The sequence below is a fragment of the Arthrobacter sp. TMT4-20 genome (assembly GCF_054510775.1).
Genome location: NZ_JBTNDW010000001.1, coordinates 322,865 through 337,859 on the forward strand (window position 1 = coordinate 322,865; position 14,995 = coordinate 337,859).

Below are 14,995 nucleotides of genomic sequence, written 5' to 3' on the forward strand. Positions count from 1 at the left end.
GAGCCACCATGCCACCACGCCATGCCGAGGAAGTGTCCGAGACCGGCGCCGAGGACTTCGAACGCCTGGCACCGCTGCTCTGGAACCCGATGGGAAATGCCGTCGCAGCGGCCGCCGATATCGCCCTCGCTGACCGGGTGCTCGACGTTTACTGTGGCAGCGGTGCCAGCACCATCCCGGCGGCGCAGTCCGCCGGGCCGGAAGGCGTGATCGATGCACTCGACCCATCCCCGGGGCTGCTGGACCTGGCGAAGGCGAAAGCCGAAGCCATGAACCTCGCCACTATCCGGTTTGACACGGCCGATGTCACCGAGCGGCCTGCCGACGGCAGCTATGACGTGGTGCTGTCCTGTTACGGACTGACCCGCTTCGCGGATATGGCGCCTGCCACGGCGCATCTGTCGCGGCTACTGCGTCCCGGCGGACGGATTGCCCTCAGCACCTGGGACGCTGGCGCCCACACGGAGTTCTGGCGAATCCTTCAGGACGCATGCTCCGAGGATCCCTCCCGGGATCCAGCGCTGCTCGAGCGGGAGATCGCCAACGTGGCCAGACTGGCCTCGCCCGAGAAACTGGGAGACTGGCTGCTGGCTAACGGGTTTAATACGGTCGGAGTCGATTCGGTAGCCATTGAATTGCCGCTGGATGCCCAGACAGCATGGTCGGTGGTTCAGGGGACCGCCTTCCGTCACCTTCTCCCGGGCGACGAGTCAGCCGTCGAACGGATCCGGGCCAGCTTCCTTGACCGGCTCGGCAGCGGCTTCGTCCTGGCCGCTCAATCCCTGGTTGCTGTTGCGGAGACCGCTGACTAGCAGCTGGGTAAGATCCAGACTCTCCCCACCCCATCCCCGCACCGCCCAGCTCCGAAGTACTAGTGGCAGCAAAACTTGATCCGCCCGTGTCGTGAAGCACCGATACAGGCGGAGAAAGTCCTGTCTACAGAACATCGAAAGGACGGTGATAGGGATGGGTAGGCAGGTGGGAGGCACTGACCAACTGATCCGCGCCGGCGGGTCGCATGTTCTGAATCGCAGACGGGGCGCTTTATGCTTGGAGTATATGGATACGCCACGAGCCAGCAGAACTACTCCGGCCGGTTCACCAGCGGGTGGATTCGCCGTTGAACCCGGTACCGCTGCAACCCTGACTGAGCTGTTGTTGCGAGTCGCAGCCAAGGACCAGCAAGCCTTTGCCGAGTTCTACGCGCAAACTTCCCGACGGGTCTATGGGCTGGCCCGTCGTGTCCTCATTGACCCGGAGCTCAGCGAGGACACCACCCAGGAGGTCTACCTGCAGGTCTGGAACCTCGCGGACCGGTTCCGACCCGAGATGGGGTCACCGATGGCCTGGCTAATGACCCTGACCCATCGCCGGGCTGTGGACAAGGTTCGGTCTGAGCAGAGTTCCACTGACCGCGAAGCACGATACGGCGCCGCGATGCAGGAAATCGATCACGACGACGTCGTCGACACCGTAACCCAGCGCCTCGAGGCGGAGACAGTGGTCAAATGCCTCGACTCACTGACGGAGACCCAACAGGAATCTGTGAAGCTCGCATATTACGGCGGATTGACCTACCGCGAGGTCGCCGAAAAACTTGGCGTGGCCGTACCTACCATCAAATCGAGAATCCGTGACGGATTGCTTCGACTGAAAACCTGTTTGGGGGTGAACTGAGATGCAGAACAACGACATGTTTGATGGATCGATTGACGATCTGGAGAGTGACCTGACCCACGGCCGTGTGCTTGACTGGGCCGAGATGTATGCCCTGAACGCCCTGAGTGATCGGGAGCTTCGGGCTATCGAGGACTACATCTCAGCCGCCGACCCGATCCAGCGGGAAGCCTTTGATGAGCGCGTCCGGGGTGCCCGTGAGACCCTTGCCCGGGCGTACGCGATCGACGACGTCGAACCGCCCCCCGCCTTGTTCGACCGCATCCTGGCTCAGTTGCCGGCCGGTCTCCCCGAGCAGAGCTCTTCCGCCGCGCCCGCCCGGGCCCAGGCGTCGGCGGGCACCTTCGATGAGCTGGCGAACCGACGCGAGGCAAAGCAACGCCGGCCCGTGGGACGCTGGCTGGCCGCAGCCGCAGCAGCAGTGGTCATCACCGTCGGCGGAGTCAGCGTCGCCCAGAACCTCCAGGAAACCTCGGTTGAACAGGAAGTGTTGCAGGCCCAGGATCTCCAGTCCGAAATCTTCACGATTCCGGCGGGAGGCACCGCGGAGCTGAAGCTCTCCCGTGAGGAAGACGCGGCGGTCATCACCCTCAGTGAGGTACCGGCACCTCCCGTGGGGAAGGTCTACCAGATGTGGCGGGTTCCCACGGACGGGACTGACCCGGTCTCCATCAGCACCATGACCGCTGAGGACCTGCAGGAATCGCTGGTCACTACCGTCGAGGGCATTGGTTCGTCGATGGGGTTCGCCATCACCGTCGAGCCCGACGGCGGGTCCGAACGGCCAACCCTTCCGATCGTCGCGGAGATCCCCTTCGAGGCTTGATCGGGCGCGTGAGGTCGGGCGCATTGAAAGGACCTTACCCAGCTGGACCTGGGCCGCCACCTTTATCGGGGTGGCTAGAATCCGGCAATAGTCTGAGCTGAATTGACTGGCACCACATGGAAAACTTCGGCGCTACGCCCGGCTGGGAGGCCGCCGCGTGCGGCGTTGTCCCGGAGTAGCTGACGCACGACGGCGTCCATCCGGTCGGAGTCCGGATGTTGACTGGTGTGGAAGTGAAGGGCGCGCAGCTTGTCGTCCACCGCGTCAGTAACATCGACGAAGTGGTTTTCCAGGTGGGACGGGCCGGCATAGAGCCACAACCAGGGCACCCGGTGGCTTGCCAGCCCGGCAGCTTCCAGTTCCGGGAAGGCAAACGGATTTTCGGCGGCCGGATACACCGCGCGGGTGACCGCTTCGCCGCAGCCCAGATGGTCCGGGTGGCTTTTTTGAATCCGGTCCCAGTTTCGCTCCGGGTGCATTGCCAGCACCACATCAGGACGGACCCGGCGGATCACTGCCACTACCTGCTTGATCACCTCGGTGGAGGCTTCCAGGAACCCATCACGTTCACCCAGATAGTGGATTTCGCGAACTCCCACCTGCTGGGCCGCAGCAAGCTGCTCGGCCCTGCGGGTCCGCACGATTTCACTCTGCCCCTCGGGGTCGAACCCGCCGGCGTCGCCGTCGGTCATAATGCAGTAGTCGACGACGACGCCCGCCCTTGTCCATTGGGCCACCGTTCCGGCTGCACCGAAGTCGATGTCGTCGGGGTGCGCCGCGAAGCACAACACCCGCACGATCTGATCGACGGCGGGATCAAAAACTGTCGCCACCGTGGTCAGGACCTGCGCTTCAGGATCTCGGCGGTTGCCTGCGGCAGCACCTTGAAAAGGTCACCGACCACACCGAAGTCGGCGATCTCAAACACCGGCGAATCGGCGTCCTTGTTGACCGCGATGATGACCTTGGCGGTTTGCATCCCGGCTTTCTGCTGGATGGCGCCGGAGATGCCAGCGGAGATGTACAACTGCGGCGACACTGTTTTGCCGGTCTGTCCCACCTGGGCGGAGTGTTCGATCCAGCCGGCATCGGTGGCCGCACGGGATGCCCCAACGGCGCCGCCCAGCGCATCGGCGAGTTCCTCGACGGGCGCGAAGTTGCCGTCGACTCCCCGCCCGCCGGCAACGATCACCCGCGCCTCGGTCAGCTCGGGTCGCCCGGTTGCCGGCTTCGCCGTTCGACCGGTGATCCGGGCCGTGTTGGCCGGGCTCACCGACTCAACCGTGACGACGCTTGGGACGCCCCCGTCGCCCACCGGTGCTACCTCGACGGTATTGGCCTTCACCGTAATGAGAGGCGTGCCGGTGGTCACCTTCGCCTCGACCGCGTAGGAGCCGGCCAGCACCGACTTGGTGACGGTGAAATCCTCGCCGATGGCGACCGCATCAGTGATCACCCCCGAGGAAAGCTGAATTCCGGCCCGGGCCGCGATCTCCTTAGCCTCGAAGGTATTCCCCAGCAGGACAGCCGCAGGAGCGACCGACCTCACTACTTCGGCAAGGAAGGCAACCTTCCCGGCGACGAGGGAATCCTCGATGTCGGACGCGGCAGGCTGGTAGACGGACCCGACGCCGCGCGCACCCAATTCCTGAAGGACGGCGTCGTTCAGGTCACCGATGAAGGCGACTGCGGCGTTGCCGAAGGTGGTCGCAAGCGTGAGTAGTTCCCGGTGGCTCTTGTGCAGAACCTCACCCGGGTTATCAATCAAAACGAGAACTGTAGCCATTGAGGTGGCTCCTTTGCGTTGTTCGAGCGCGGGTTCGGGGAGGTGCTACAGCAATTTTTGAGCTGCAAGGAAATCCACCAACCGGATCCCTGCGTCACCTTCGTCACTGATGATCGTTCCCTGGCCACGGGGCGGCCTGGGGTCCGCGACCTGAACCGAAGTCCATGCGCCAGCGAAGCCCACCTCGGCTGGGTCCACACCGATGTCCTGCAACGACAGGGTGCTCAACGGCTTCTTCTTCGCCGCCATGATGCCCTTGAAATTCGGGTACCGCGGCTCATTGATCTGATCGGTGACCGAGACAAGGGCGGGCAGGGTAGCCTCAACCGTCTCCGAGTAGACGTCGCCGTCCCGTCGGGCTGTCAGCGTCCAGGAACCATCCGCTGGCTGCAGCTCGAGAGATGAAGCGAACGTCACCTGCGGCAAATCCAGCCGTTCGGCGAGCTGCGCCGGTACGAGTGAGGTCTCGCCGTCCGTCGATGCCATTCCGGTGATGACCAGGTCTACCGACCCGAGGTGGTTGACGACGGCGGCGAGCGCCCGGGAGGTCCCGGCCGCGTCCGATCCGGCGAGTGCATCATCGCAGAGGTGCACCCCGGCATGAGCGCCGATCTGAAGTGCTTTCTTGACGGCGCTGACCGCAGCGGACGGCCCCATGGTGACCGCGGTGATCCGATGGCCGGCCGCCTCTCCGCCATGGGATTCAACGAGTTGCAGCGCTGCCTCGAGCGCGTACTCGTCCAATTCGGACAGGATGCTCTCATTCCGGTCGGTAGTGCGGTCGTCGCCTCTGATGTGGCGGTCGAACTGCGCGTCCGGCACATGCTTGACCAGGACCACTATGTCCAGGCCTGCGTGCGATGCCTCTTCCATTGCTACCTCTTCTGAAGTTGGGGATCTGCCCAGCCCTAGCTAACCATATCGGGATCCCGGCCTGGGTTAGCCGTCGGCCCGGCCCACTGTCACATCAATGGTCTGCACTTCCCCGTTGCGCTGGAATTCAACGCTCACAGTGTCCCCATCGGCCTGCATCCGCACCGCTGCGGTGAGGTCGCGTGGATCGGTGATTGGGCGCCCAGCCACATTGGTGATGACATCGCCTTCCTGGAACCCTGCTGCCTCAGCGGGCGAACCTGGTTCGACTCCTGCGACCTCCGCTCCTACCGAGAAGGAGGTTTCCCCGTTGGTGTTCTCGGAAGCCGATGGCGAGACCGAAACGCCGAGGAAACCGTGCGAGGCACTGCCGTTGGCGATGATCTCCTGGGCAACCCGCTCAGCATAATTAATGGGAATGGAGAACCCCACACCGATGTTTCCGGTGCTTTCCCCGGAACCCGACGAGGCGATCGCCACGTTGACGCCGATCACACTGCCCTGGCCGTCGACCAGCGCACCACCGGAGTTGCCCTGGTTGATAGCGGCGTCAGTCTGAATGACGTTCAGGTAGATCGACCCCTGCGACTGGTTCTGTGGCATTTCGGTGCCTTCCGGGGGGAGGAAGTTGAAACCATCCCCCTCTTCCTCAGGAACGGCATCGGAAAGCTCCTCCGGTACTGCCGAGGAGGCAACGCTGATCGTCCGGTTCAGCGTGGAAATGATGCCGTCGGTGACGGTTCCGCTGAGTCCGAGGGGCGCCCCGATTGCAATGGCGGTGTCCCCGACGTTCAGCTCATCGGAATTCGCCAGGGTAGCGGGTTGCAGATTGGGGGCGTCCACTTTGATCACCGCAAGATCGGACAGCGGATCGGTGCCGACAATCTCCGCGGGGAACACTCGCCCGTCGCTGGTCCGAACCTCAACGGCCGCGTCGCCCACCTGACCGCCGAGCGTCACCACGTGGGTATTGGTGAGGATGTGCCCGTCGTCGTCGAGCACTATTCCGGACCCTGAACCACCCGAGCCGGCGCCGCTCACAGCGATAGTGACGACGCTGGGGGAAGCCTTGACAGCGGCCCCAGTGACTTCGTTGACGCTTTCGGTGTCATTGACGACCACCGATTGTGACTGACCCGTGGTCGTAGCGGGGACGGTGCCCTGGTCGCCGAGGAGACGATCGGCCCCGGCGACTACCCCACCGCCGAGCAGGCCGGCGACGAGCACACCGCTGACGAAGACCGCTGTTCCAAAGCGTTTCTTGTCCCGTCGGTGGGGAAGGGCTGCCGGGGGCAGAGCGGACCCGTAGAAGCCCCCGCTGGAGTAGGAGCCGTCATCGTAAGCGGTCGCCGTGGACTGGTCCGCGGAATACTGGTCGCTGTGAGCTGCCTGGGAATGAGAAACCTGAGACGGTGACGTAGGCGGCTGCGCCGGGTGCGGCTGCGTTGAGGGGTGCTGCCCTACTGACGGGTGCTGCTCTGCGCTGCCGGAGGGTCCCCCATCGGACGATGCGGCTGAGGCAGCGATCTCGCTCCCGTCGTCGGGACGAGAGGAATCCTGCCACCGGTGAAACGGCGGAGTCTGAGGGCGTGGCGGTATGTTGCGCTCGAACCCGTTGTTATTGTCGTCAGTCATCGGAAAGCCTTTCGTCTCGATGCATCGAACTATGCCAAACCAATCTGGATCTTTGGCGCACGTTCGCTGGATGAATACTGTGAGCCAACCGGGCGTCCGTTAGTCCTCATCCATTCTCCCCGGCCAGACTCCGCCGGCAAAGTCCCGGACCAGGTCCTGATTCATTTCGCTAGGGGCAGAGGTCGGTAGGTGGACTGCCTTATCGCGGCACCCTAGACTTCAAAAAGGGCGTGTGACAGCGTTGACGGCATCTACCGCCGACCGCTGGCCCCCACGCGCAGTGAAATTCCGGGGACACTTTTCGAAGGGTATTGAATGCGATCGAGTACCAGGCGCCTTGCGGCACTAGTAGGCGTCACCGCCGGACTGATGCTGCCCCTCACTACACTCCCCGGCGCATTTGCGGTGCCCCCGGTGGACTTCGGTGCAGAAGAGATCATCGATGAGGCAGGGGTGCTCGACGGCGGTGGGCTGGCCGAGCTTGAAGACGCTATTGCCCAGCTCCGGGACGAAGAGGGCTACCGTTTGCGCGTCGCCTACGTCGACTCGTTCACCGACCCGACTGACGCCGACCAGTGGACCGAGGAAACCGCCACCGTCAGCGAACTGGGCGAGTCCGATGTCCTGCTGACCGTGTCCGTCGAGGGACAGGCTAGGTTCGTTGCAAGCAATTCCAGTCCCGTTCGCGCGGATGCACCACAAATTTTCACCTCCTACATTCTGCCTGAACTGGAGGACGGCAACTGGGCAGCAGCCGGTGTTGCTGCAGCGACCGGAGTGTCGGAGTCCGTGTCCGGCGGTTCGGTGTCCGGTGGTTCGGATAACAGCCAGTCCGGTGGCAGCGGTCTCGGCGCAGTCCTGCTGGTTGGCGCGCTGGTGGCGTTGGCCGGTATCGGCGGTTTCTTCTTCCTACGTTCCCACAGCCAGAAGTCGCTGACCCGCGGACCGTCCCAGACCGAAGACTTCGGGCCCGGACGTGGCCCGGACGGGGAAGTCCTGGACCCGTTGGCAGCTTTCAGCGTGGAAGAACTGCGCAAGAGGGCGGGAAGCCTGTTGATTGCAGCCGATGACGCAATCAAGTCCAGTGAGCAGGAGGTCGGCTTTGCGCAGGCCCAATATGGCGATGCTGCAGTGCAACCCTTCGTCGATGACATCGCTGCGGCGAAGCGGCATATGAGTGAGTCGTTCAAGTTGCAGCAGCAACTGGACGACCATATTCCAGATACCGAAGAGCAGCAGCGCACCTGGCTCGGAGACATCATCCGGCGTTGCGAATCCGTCAACGGTTCGCTGCAGGAGCACAAGGCCGATTTCGACGCCCTGCGCGAGTTGGAGCGCAACGCTCCCGCAGCGCTTGCCGCCGCACAGGCCTCGGCTGAAGCGGTCAGGACCCGTGTGTCCGACGCGGAGCAGCTCCTGCAGCAGCTGCAGCAGAAGTACGCTGATTCGGCTACCTCCCAGGTGCGGGACAACGTGGATCAGGCCAACGAACGGTTGCAGTTCGTTGGCAGTGCCGCCGACTCGGCGCAGCAGCACCTGAGTGCAGGCGATACCGGGTCTGCAGTGATCGCGGTGCGCGCAGCCGAAGAAAGCGTCCACCAGACCACCGTGCTGCTGGACGCAATTTCCAAACGGGCCACCGAACTTGATGCGGCGAAGGTAGAGCTGGACCGTTCGGTCTCCGACACGGCACAGGATCTGGCCCAGGCACAGGCGATGCTCAGCACCGGTCAGCACCAGGATCTCGCCGGCCCGGTGGCGTCCGCCGAAGCCGCTCTCACCACCGTCCGCAACGAATCCACGGCTGGCCGGGTCGACCCGGTGTCGCTCCTGCAACGCATTGAGGCGGCTCACGCCCAACTCGATGCGGCACTGGGCGGAGTCAAAAACCAGACCGAGCAGGCGCAGCGCGCCCGGGAAGCTTTGCAGCATGCAATCATGGCAGCCCAGTCGCGGATTTCCGGCACCTCCGACTACATCCGCGCCCGACGCGGCGGAGTCGGCAGCGAGGCACGCACCAGGCTCGCCGAAGCGGAGCGGAATCTCGACTACGCGGTACAGATCCAATCCGACGATCCGGTTGCGGCACTGTCGCACGCGCAGCAAGCCACCGCGCTAGCTGAACAGGCAGCACAGATCGCTCAACAGGACGTCGATGGCTTTGGCGGCGGCATGGGAGGCTTTGGTGGCGGCGGCATGTTCGGCGGCGGCCGCAATCAGGGTGGCGGAATGGGCGGCGCACTCCTGGGCGGCATCCTCCTCGGCGGTATCCTCAATGGCGGCGGCGGAGGCGGCGGACTTTTCGGTGGCGGCGGAGACAGCGGCGGCGGATTCGGAGGCGGTGGCGGCGACATGTTCGGTGGCGGCGGATTCGGCGGCTTCGGCGGTGGCGGCGGCGGATTCGGCGGCTTCGGCGGTGGCGGCGGCGACTTCTAGCCCGCAAAACTCATAATCCTCACCCCGTAGGGGTGAATATTTACCCAGAACAGACGCTAAGCGAAAGGCAACCCCATGGTAAAACAGTCAATTTTCGGACGTATTGCCCAGCTGGCCAAGGCGAACATCAACTCTCTCCTCGACCAGGCCGAAGATCCCCAGAAGATGCTGGACCAGATGGTCCGCGACTACACCAACAGCATCGCCGAAGCGGAAAGCGCCGTGGCTCAGACCATCGGCAATCTGCGGATGTTGCAGGAAGATTATAAGGAAGATCTTGATAACGCCCGTAATTGGGGCAACAAGGCTCTCGCCGCGTCGAAGAAGGCCGACGAATACCGCAACGCCGGTGACACTGTCGATGCCGAGAAGTTCGACAATCTCGCGAAGGTCGCAATCCAGCGTCAGATGACCGCCGAGAATGAAGCCCGTGGCGCCGAGCCCACCATTGGCTCGCAGGAAGAGATTGTTGAGAAGCTGAAGACCGGCCTCAACCAGATGAAGGGCAAGCTCAATGAACTGACCAGCAAGCGGGACGAGCTGATTGCCCGGTCCCGGACCGCTCAAGCCCAGCAGCAGGTTCACGACGCGGTCAAGAGCATCGACTTCATGGATCCCACCAGCGAAGTCGGCCGCTTCGAAGAGAAGATCCGGCGCGAAGAGGCGAGGGTTCTTGGCCAGGCCGAACTGGCGAACTCAAGCCTGGACTCCCAGTTCGAAAGCCTCGAAGACCTCGGCGAGCAGACCGAGGTCGAAGCCCGGCTGGCTGCCCTCAAATCCGGCGGTTCCTCCGGGCGGACTCCGTCCGCCATCGGCCAGGGTAGCGACACGGACGAGTACCAGCCTGGCCAGTAACACCCAGTAGTGCATCCGGCCGGCGTCACCCACCCAGGGGGGCGCCGGCCTTCTGCTGCCCGGGCAGACAAGCTCAGCAAAGCGGGGCGCTGCAGGTAGATTAGCGTGCATGGCACCAACTATCGTATGGCTCCGCGACGACCTCCGGCTTGGCGACAATCCAGCCCTCTCTGCAGCGCTCGACATCGACGCAGACGACCTCATTATTTGCTATGTGCTTGATGAGGAAAGCCCAGGAATTCGACCCCTGGGCGGGGCGACCCGGTGGTGGCTGCACCATTCCCTGACCAACCTGTCCCATGCCGTTGAGGATCTCGGCGGCCAACTGGTCCTGCGGTCGGGCCCGGCCGGAGCAGTGATCCGCGGGCTGGTCGCTGAATCCGGAGCGGAACGCGTGCTGTGGAACCGGCGCTACGCCCAACCCGAGCGGACGATCGATGCTGACCTGAAATCATGGTGCGGGGACACCGGAGTCGAAGCAGCCAGCTACCAGGCGAATCTGCTCTTCGAGCCATGGCAGGTCACGACGGGCGCTGGCGGCCCCTATAAGGTGTTCACGCCGTTCTGGCGGGCCTGCAAGAACCAACCGGAGCCCCGGGCACCCCTGGCGCCACCCAAACGGCTGGCGGGGCCAATGCTGCCGTCGGAGGAGCTCGCCTCCTGGCAGCTGCTGCCGACCACGCCCGATTGGTCGGGGGGCCTGCAGCAGCAGTGGCACCCCGGGGAAGCAGGTGCCTGGGAACGGCTGGACGATTTCCTTGATGGCCCAGTCGAGGGTTACGCGGTGAACCGTGACCTTCCGGCGGTGGAAGGCACCAGCCGAATCTCACCGCACCTCAGATTCGGCGAGCTCAGCCCCTTCCAGGTTTGGCATGCGGCCAAGGCATCGACCAACTCATCGGCTGCCCGGGACATCCAGGTTTTCGGCTCCGAAGTCGGCTGGCGGGAATTCTGCTGGCAGCTGCTCTTCCACAACCCCGATCTGGCCACTCAGAACTACCGACGGGACTTCGACGGTTTTGCCTGGCAGACGCCTACCCAGAGCGAACTCGGAGCCTGGCAGCAAGGCCGCACCGGGTATCCAATGATCGACGCCGGGATGCGGCAGCTTTGGGACACCGGGTGGATGCACAACCGGGTACGGATGGCTACCGCCTCCTTCCTCATCAAGAACCTCATGGTGGACTGGCGGGTTGGAGAACAATGGTTTTGGGACACGCTGGTGGACGCTGACTCCGCGAGCAACCCCGCCAACTGGCAGTGGGTCGCTGGATCCGGGGCTGACGCCTCGCCCTATTTCCGAATTTTCAACCCGGTGACCCAAAGCAAGAAGTTCGACAAAGAGGGGATCTACCTCAAACGCTTTGTCCCGGAACTCAGGGACGCCGGAAACATTCACGAACCGTGGAAGGACGCTGACGCCCCAGCGGGGTACCCCTCCCCCGTGGTGGACCTGGCAGAAACCCGCGAACGGGCGCTGTCCGCCTATCAGGACCTGCGCGGCACCTAGGAACCCCGCAGCGGGCAGGGATGGCGTTCAAACCGCGACCCTACCCGCTGCTTTCCGGCCTAGAGCACAAAAAAAGATCCCGGTCAGTGTGTCTAACACTGACCGGGATCTTTCTCTCGTTGCGGGGACAGGATTTGAACCTGTGACCTCTGGGTTATGAGCCCAGCGAGCTACCGAACTGCTCCACCCCGCGGCGTAGACTCAACGTTACGGCCCCGGGGTGGATAGTGCAAATCGGCGGGATTTGGGAGGCTATCTGCCGCCCTACTCCCCTGCTGGTGCGGTCCCTGACTGACGTTCCTCGGCGTCAAGCGCCCGGGCCAGAGCGTCGCTCAGTCGATCCTGAGCTTCGCCATAGGCTGCAAAGTCGCCGTCAGAGAGGGCGTCCTGGCCGTCCTGGATGGCCGTGTTGGCATCCTCCAGGGCCGCCCGAAGATCGGCTGACGGGTCGTCGGTGCCCCCAGTGACGGGCTCAGTCGGCTCGGGGGCGGGCTCGCCGTCGGCGGGATCACCTTCTGCAGGAGGCGCAGCAGGGTCTGCCGGGGTCTCACCCACATTCTCGGTATCACCTGTCACGGCTCCCGAGTCACCACCGAACACCTGATCGAGGGCCTCGTCCAGGGTTGGCGCGAAGCCAACCTCCTCACCAAAGCTCACCAGTACGCGCCGGAGAACCGGGAAGGATGAATCACCCGAGGACTGGACATACACCGGCTGGACGTACGCGACGCCGCCACCGATTGGCAGCGTCAGCAGGTTCCCGCTGATCACCTCAGAGGCACCCTGTCGCAGCAGGTTGAGCTCCTGCGACACTGTGGTGTCCGAGTTGAACAGGTTGGCTGCCTGACCTGGTCCGACGGCTGAGTCACGGCCGGAAGAGTCAAGCAGTCTCAGGGTGCCATAGGTATCGGATTTCACGCCGTCCTCGCCGGTGCCGGCGTCGCCGTCTGCAGCGAGGAAGCCGTACAGCACATTTCGTGCTTCCTGGCCCGCCGGGACGAAGGGGATGAATGGAGTGGTCAGCGAGAAGCTGGCCCCCTCCTGTTCCGGCATCTGCAGTGTTAGGTAGTAGGGCGGCTGTGGAACGCTGATGTCGTCGCCCTCGAGGGTTGGATCGTTCGGGACGCTCCATGCCTCGTTGTTGCTGTAGAACGGCTCGGTCTCGGTCACATGGTACCGGGCGAGCAATTCACGCTGCACCTTGAACAGATCCTCCGGGTAGCGGACGTGGGACATCAAATCAGCTGACATCTCGCTATAGGGCTGCAGCGAGGAGGGGTAGATGTTCTGCCACGCCCTGAGAATGGGGTCTTCCTCGTCCCAGGCGTACAGGTCCACCGATCCGTCGTAGGCGTCAACCGTCGCCTTGACGGCGTTCCTGATGTAGTTGACCCGCTCCGGTGGGAGCGCCGTGGCAAGACCCTCGGCGGTCAGCGAGTCCTGGGTCGCCGACTGGAGTTCCTGCTGCGTCGAGTAGGGGTAATCCGAGGTCGTCGTGTACCCGTCGATGATCCACTTGACCCGACCATCGACGATCGCTGGATAACTGTTGCCATCGAGCGTCAGGTACGGGGCGACCTTCTCGACCCGTTCGACCGGGTCCCGGTCGTAGAAGATCTGGGATTCGCTGTTCACCTGATCCGAGAGCAAAAGATCAGTTGACTGGAACTTCAGCGCGTAGACCAATCGATTGAAGATGTTTCCCACATTGGGTCCGCCGCTGCCCTGGAAGGTACTGCGAGACTGCTGATCGGATTCTTCGCTCTGGGGACGGTCGATCTCAATCGGGTTCGCGCCTTCAGGAGCTCCAACCACCGAGTACAGCGGTGACTCCTCGCCGAAGTAGATCCGCGGCTCGTAGGTGGACTCGTCACCGAGCGCACCGGTTGAGGGGATGCCGGACTGGATGAACGTGGGGCGGCCATCCGGTTCGGTGGTCGAACCGGCCGCGGCGACAATGCCGTAACCGTGGGTATAGAGCACATGCTCGTTGATCCAGCCGTCCGGCACACCGGCGGTGTTCAGCTCACGGACCGCGATCACCGTGTCCTCGATCTCACCGTCGATCTCGTACCGGTCTACGTTGAGCGTCTGGGGGAACTGGTAGTACTGACGGAACTGCTGCAGCTGGCTGAACGCGTCGCTGACCAGGTTCGGGTCGAGCAACCGGATGTTCGCGGTGGTCTCCCCATCGGCGTTGAGAGCGCCCGCTTCCGGTGTCTCTACCGGGTTATAGTCGATGGTCTCCACCTCGTCGAGACCGTAGGCGGCGCGGGTCAGATCGATGTTGCGTTCAATGAACGGTTCCTCGCGGCTGAACTCGGACGGCACCACCTGGAAACGCTGAATGACCCACGGGTACACTCCACCAGCGAGAATCGCCACGATGACGAGCATTGCGGTACCGATGATCGGCAACCGCCACCGTCCGATGACTGCTGACACGATGAACAGAACAGCGACAATAATGGCCGCCGCGGCAAGGATCGCCTTGGTGGGGATTACCGCGTTGACGTCCGTGTACAGGGCCCCATCCCAGTTCCCTCCAGTGCCGGTCAGGGTGGCATACCGGTCCAGCCAGTAGTTCACGCCCTGAAGGAGCAGGAACAGGGCAGCCAGCACAGCGACGTGAATCCTGGCGGCCTTGGAAGTGAAGAGTCCCTTTTCCTCAAGGCGGATTCCGCCGTACAGGTAATGGGTGAGGACACCCGCGATGGCGCTGATGATGACCACGCTGATCAGGAAGCCGACCACAAAGGTCAGGAACGGCAAAGTGAAGACGTAGAAGGCAATATCCAGACCAAACTGCGGGTCCTGCTCACCAAACGGTTCCTGGTTGAAGAACAGCAGGACTGGCTGCCACTGGGAGGCGGCCGCCGTTCCGGCGAATGCGGCCAGCACCACGGGGATGCCGAGCATCAGAAGGCGACGGATCGGTTCAAGTTGCGCCTGATACCGGTTCAGGTTGTCCTGGACAGCACTGTCGGGCGCGTAAATTGGGCGGGACCGGTAGGCCACCCGAAGGCTGAAGTACACGCTGGCGCCCATGATCAGGAAGGCAGCCGCGAACAGTCCGATTCGTGAAAGGTTTTCGGTGACGAAGACCTCCACAAAGCCGAGCTGGTTGTACCACAGGACGTCAGCGTAGACCTGTGAGACGTATACGAAGGCGATGACCAGAACGGCCAGCACCACCAACGTCGGGATCAGCGGGCTGCGTCTTTTCGCGCTACTGGAATTGGTTTGGCTCGGCCTGCTGCCGAACGGCCGGTCTGGTCCGGAAGTCACATTTACCTCATCGTTGGATCCGTTGGATCACGGAAACCGCTCTCGAACCGCCAAAATCAGCGGCACGACGGACTGGTTCCATGAATCTCCATTCTGCCTTGAACACGTC

The 14,995-nt window shown here is 63.3% G+C and carries 11 protein-coding genes and 1 tRNA gene; 6 read left to right on the forward strand and 6 right to left on the reverse strand.

Annotated features, from left to right (window positions below; translation table 11 throughout):
* Positions 1-8: 8 nt before the first annotated feature.
* The 3 genes from ACX80Z_RS01480 (at position 9) to ACX80Z_RS01490 (ending at position 2,503) form a co-directional block, all read left to right on the forward strand.
* Complete coding sequence (locus ACX80Z_RS01480; protein ID WP_116778523.1) at positions 9-812, forward strand: class I SAM-dependent methyltransferase; 804 nt, start codon at positions 9-11, stop codon at positions 810-812.
* A gap of 247 nt (positions 813-1,059) precedes the next feature.
* Entirely contained in the window at positions 1,060-1,677 is a 618-nt protein-coding gene (gene sigK, locus ACX80Z_RS01485) for an ECF RNA polymerase sigma factor SigK (RefSeq protein ID WP_019481696.1), read from the forward strand.
* A gap of 1 nt (position 1,678) precedes the next feature.
* A complete protein-coding gene (locus tag ACX80Z_RS01490) occupies positions 1,679-2,503 on the forward strand; it encodes an anti-sigma factor (protein ID WP_459314703.1) in 825 nt (274 codons plus the stop codon).
* Between the two features lie 74 nt (positions 2,504-2,577).
* Here the strand turns inward: ACX80Z_RS01490 and ACX80Z_RS01495 are convergent, their stop codons facing one another.
* The 4 genes from ACX80Z_RS01495 to ACX80Z_RS01510 all read right to left on the reverse strand — a co-directional run bounded on the left by ACX80Z_RS01495 (position 2,578) and on the right by ACX80Z_RS01510 (position 6,797).
* Positions 2,578-3,336: a PIG-L deacetylase family protein gene (locus ACX80Z_RS01495; RefSeq protein ID WP_459314704.1), complete on the reverse strand. Its 759-nt coding sequence runs from the start codon at positions 3,334-3,336 to the stop codon at positions 2,578-2,580.
* A 5-nt stretch (positions 3,337-3,341) separates the two neighbouring features.
* A complete protein-coding gene (locus ACX80Z_RS01500; RefSeq protein ID WP_459314705.1) occupies positions 3,342-4,289 on the reverse strand; it encodes an electron transfer flavoprotein subunit alpha/FixB family protein in 948 nt (315 codons plus the stop codon).
* Positions 4,290-4,334: 45 nt separating this feature from the next.
* Positions 4,335-5,162: an electron transfer flavoprotein subunit beta/FixA family protein gene (locus tag ACX80Z_RS01505; protein ID WP_459304571.1), complete on the reverse strand. Its 828-nt coding sequence runs from the start codon at positions 5,160-5,162 to the stop codon at positions 4,335-4,337.
* A gap of 66 nt (positions 5,163-5,228) precedes the next feature.
* Positions 5,229-6,797, reverse strand: a complete 1,569-nt coding sequence (locus ACX80Z_RS01510; protein ID WP_459314706.1) for a S1C family serine protease — start codon at positions 6,795-6,797, stop codon at positions 5,229-5,231.
* A gap of 315 nt (positions 6,798-7,112) precedes the next feature.
* On the opposite strand from ACX80Z_RS01510, the gene ACX80Z_RS01515 reads away from it, so the two are divergent.
* From ACX80Z_RS01515 to ACX80Z_RS01525, 3 genes are all read left to right on the forward strand, one after another.
* On the forward strand, positions 7,113-9,233 hold the full coding sequence (locus tag ACX80Z_RS01515) for a TPM domain-containing protein (protein ID WP_459314707.1): 2,121 nt from the start codon (positions 7,113-7,115) through the stop codon (positions 9,231-9,233).
* Between the two features lie 75 nt (positions 9,234-9,308).
* On the forward strand, positions 9,309-10,088 hold the full coding sequence (locus ACX80Z_RS01520; protein WP_024475749.1) for a PspA/IM30 family protein: 780 nt from the start codon (positions 9,309-9,311) through the stop codon (positions 10,086-10,088).
* 109 nt (positions 10,089-10,197) lie between these two features.
* The gene (locus ACX80Z_RS01525; RefSeq protein ID WP_459314708.1) at positions 10,198-11,598 is read left to right on the forward strand and encodes a cryptochrome/photolyase family protein; all 1,401 of its coding nucleotides are present in this window, start codon (positions 10,198-10,200) and stop codon (positions 11,596-11,598) included.
* A gap of 119 nt (positions 11,599-11,717) precedes the next feature.
* Here the strand turns inward: ACX80Z_RS01525 and ACX80Z_RS01530 are convergent.
* Together ACX80Z_RS01530 and ACX80Z_RS01535 are read right to left on the reverse strand one after the other, a co-directional pair.
* Positions 11,718-11,791, reverse strand: a tRNA-Met gene (locus ACX80Z_RS01530).
* 71 nt (positions 11,792-11,862) lie between these two features.
* Positions 11,863-14,886: a UPF0182 family membrane protein gene (locus ACX80Z_RS01535; RefSeq protein WP_459314709.1), complete on the reverse strand. Its 3,024-nt coding sequence runs from the start codon at positions 14,884-14,886 to the stop codon at positions 11,863-11,865.
* Between the last annotated feature and the right edge of the window lie 109 nt (positions 14,887-14,995).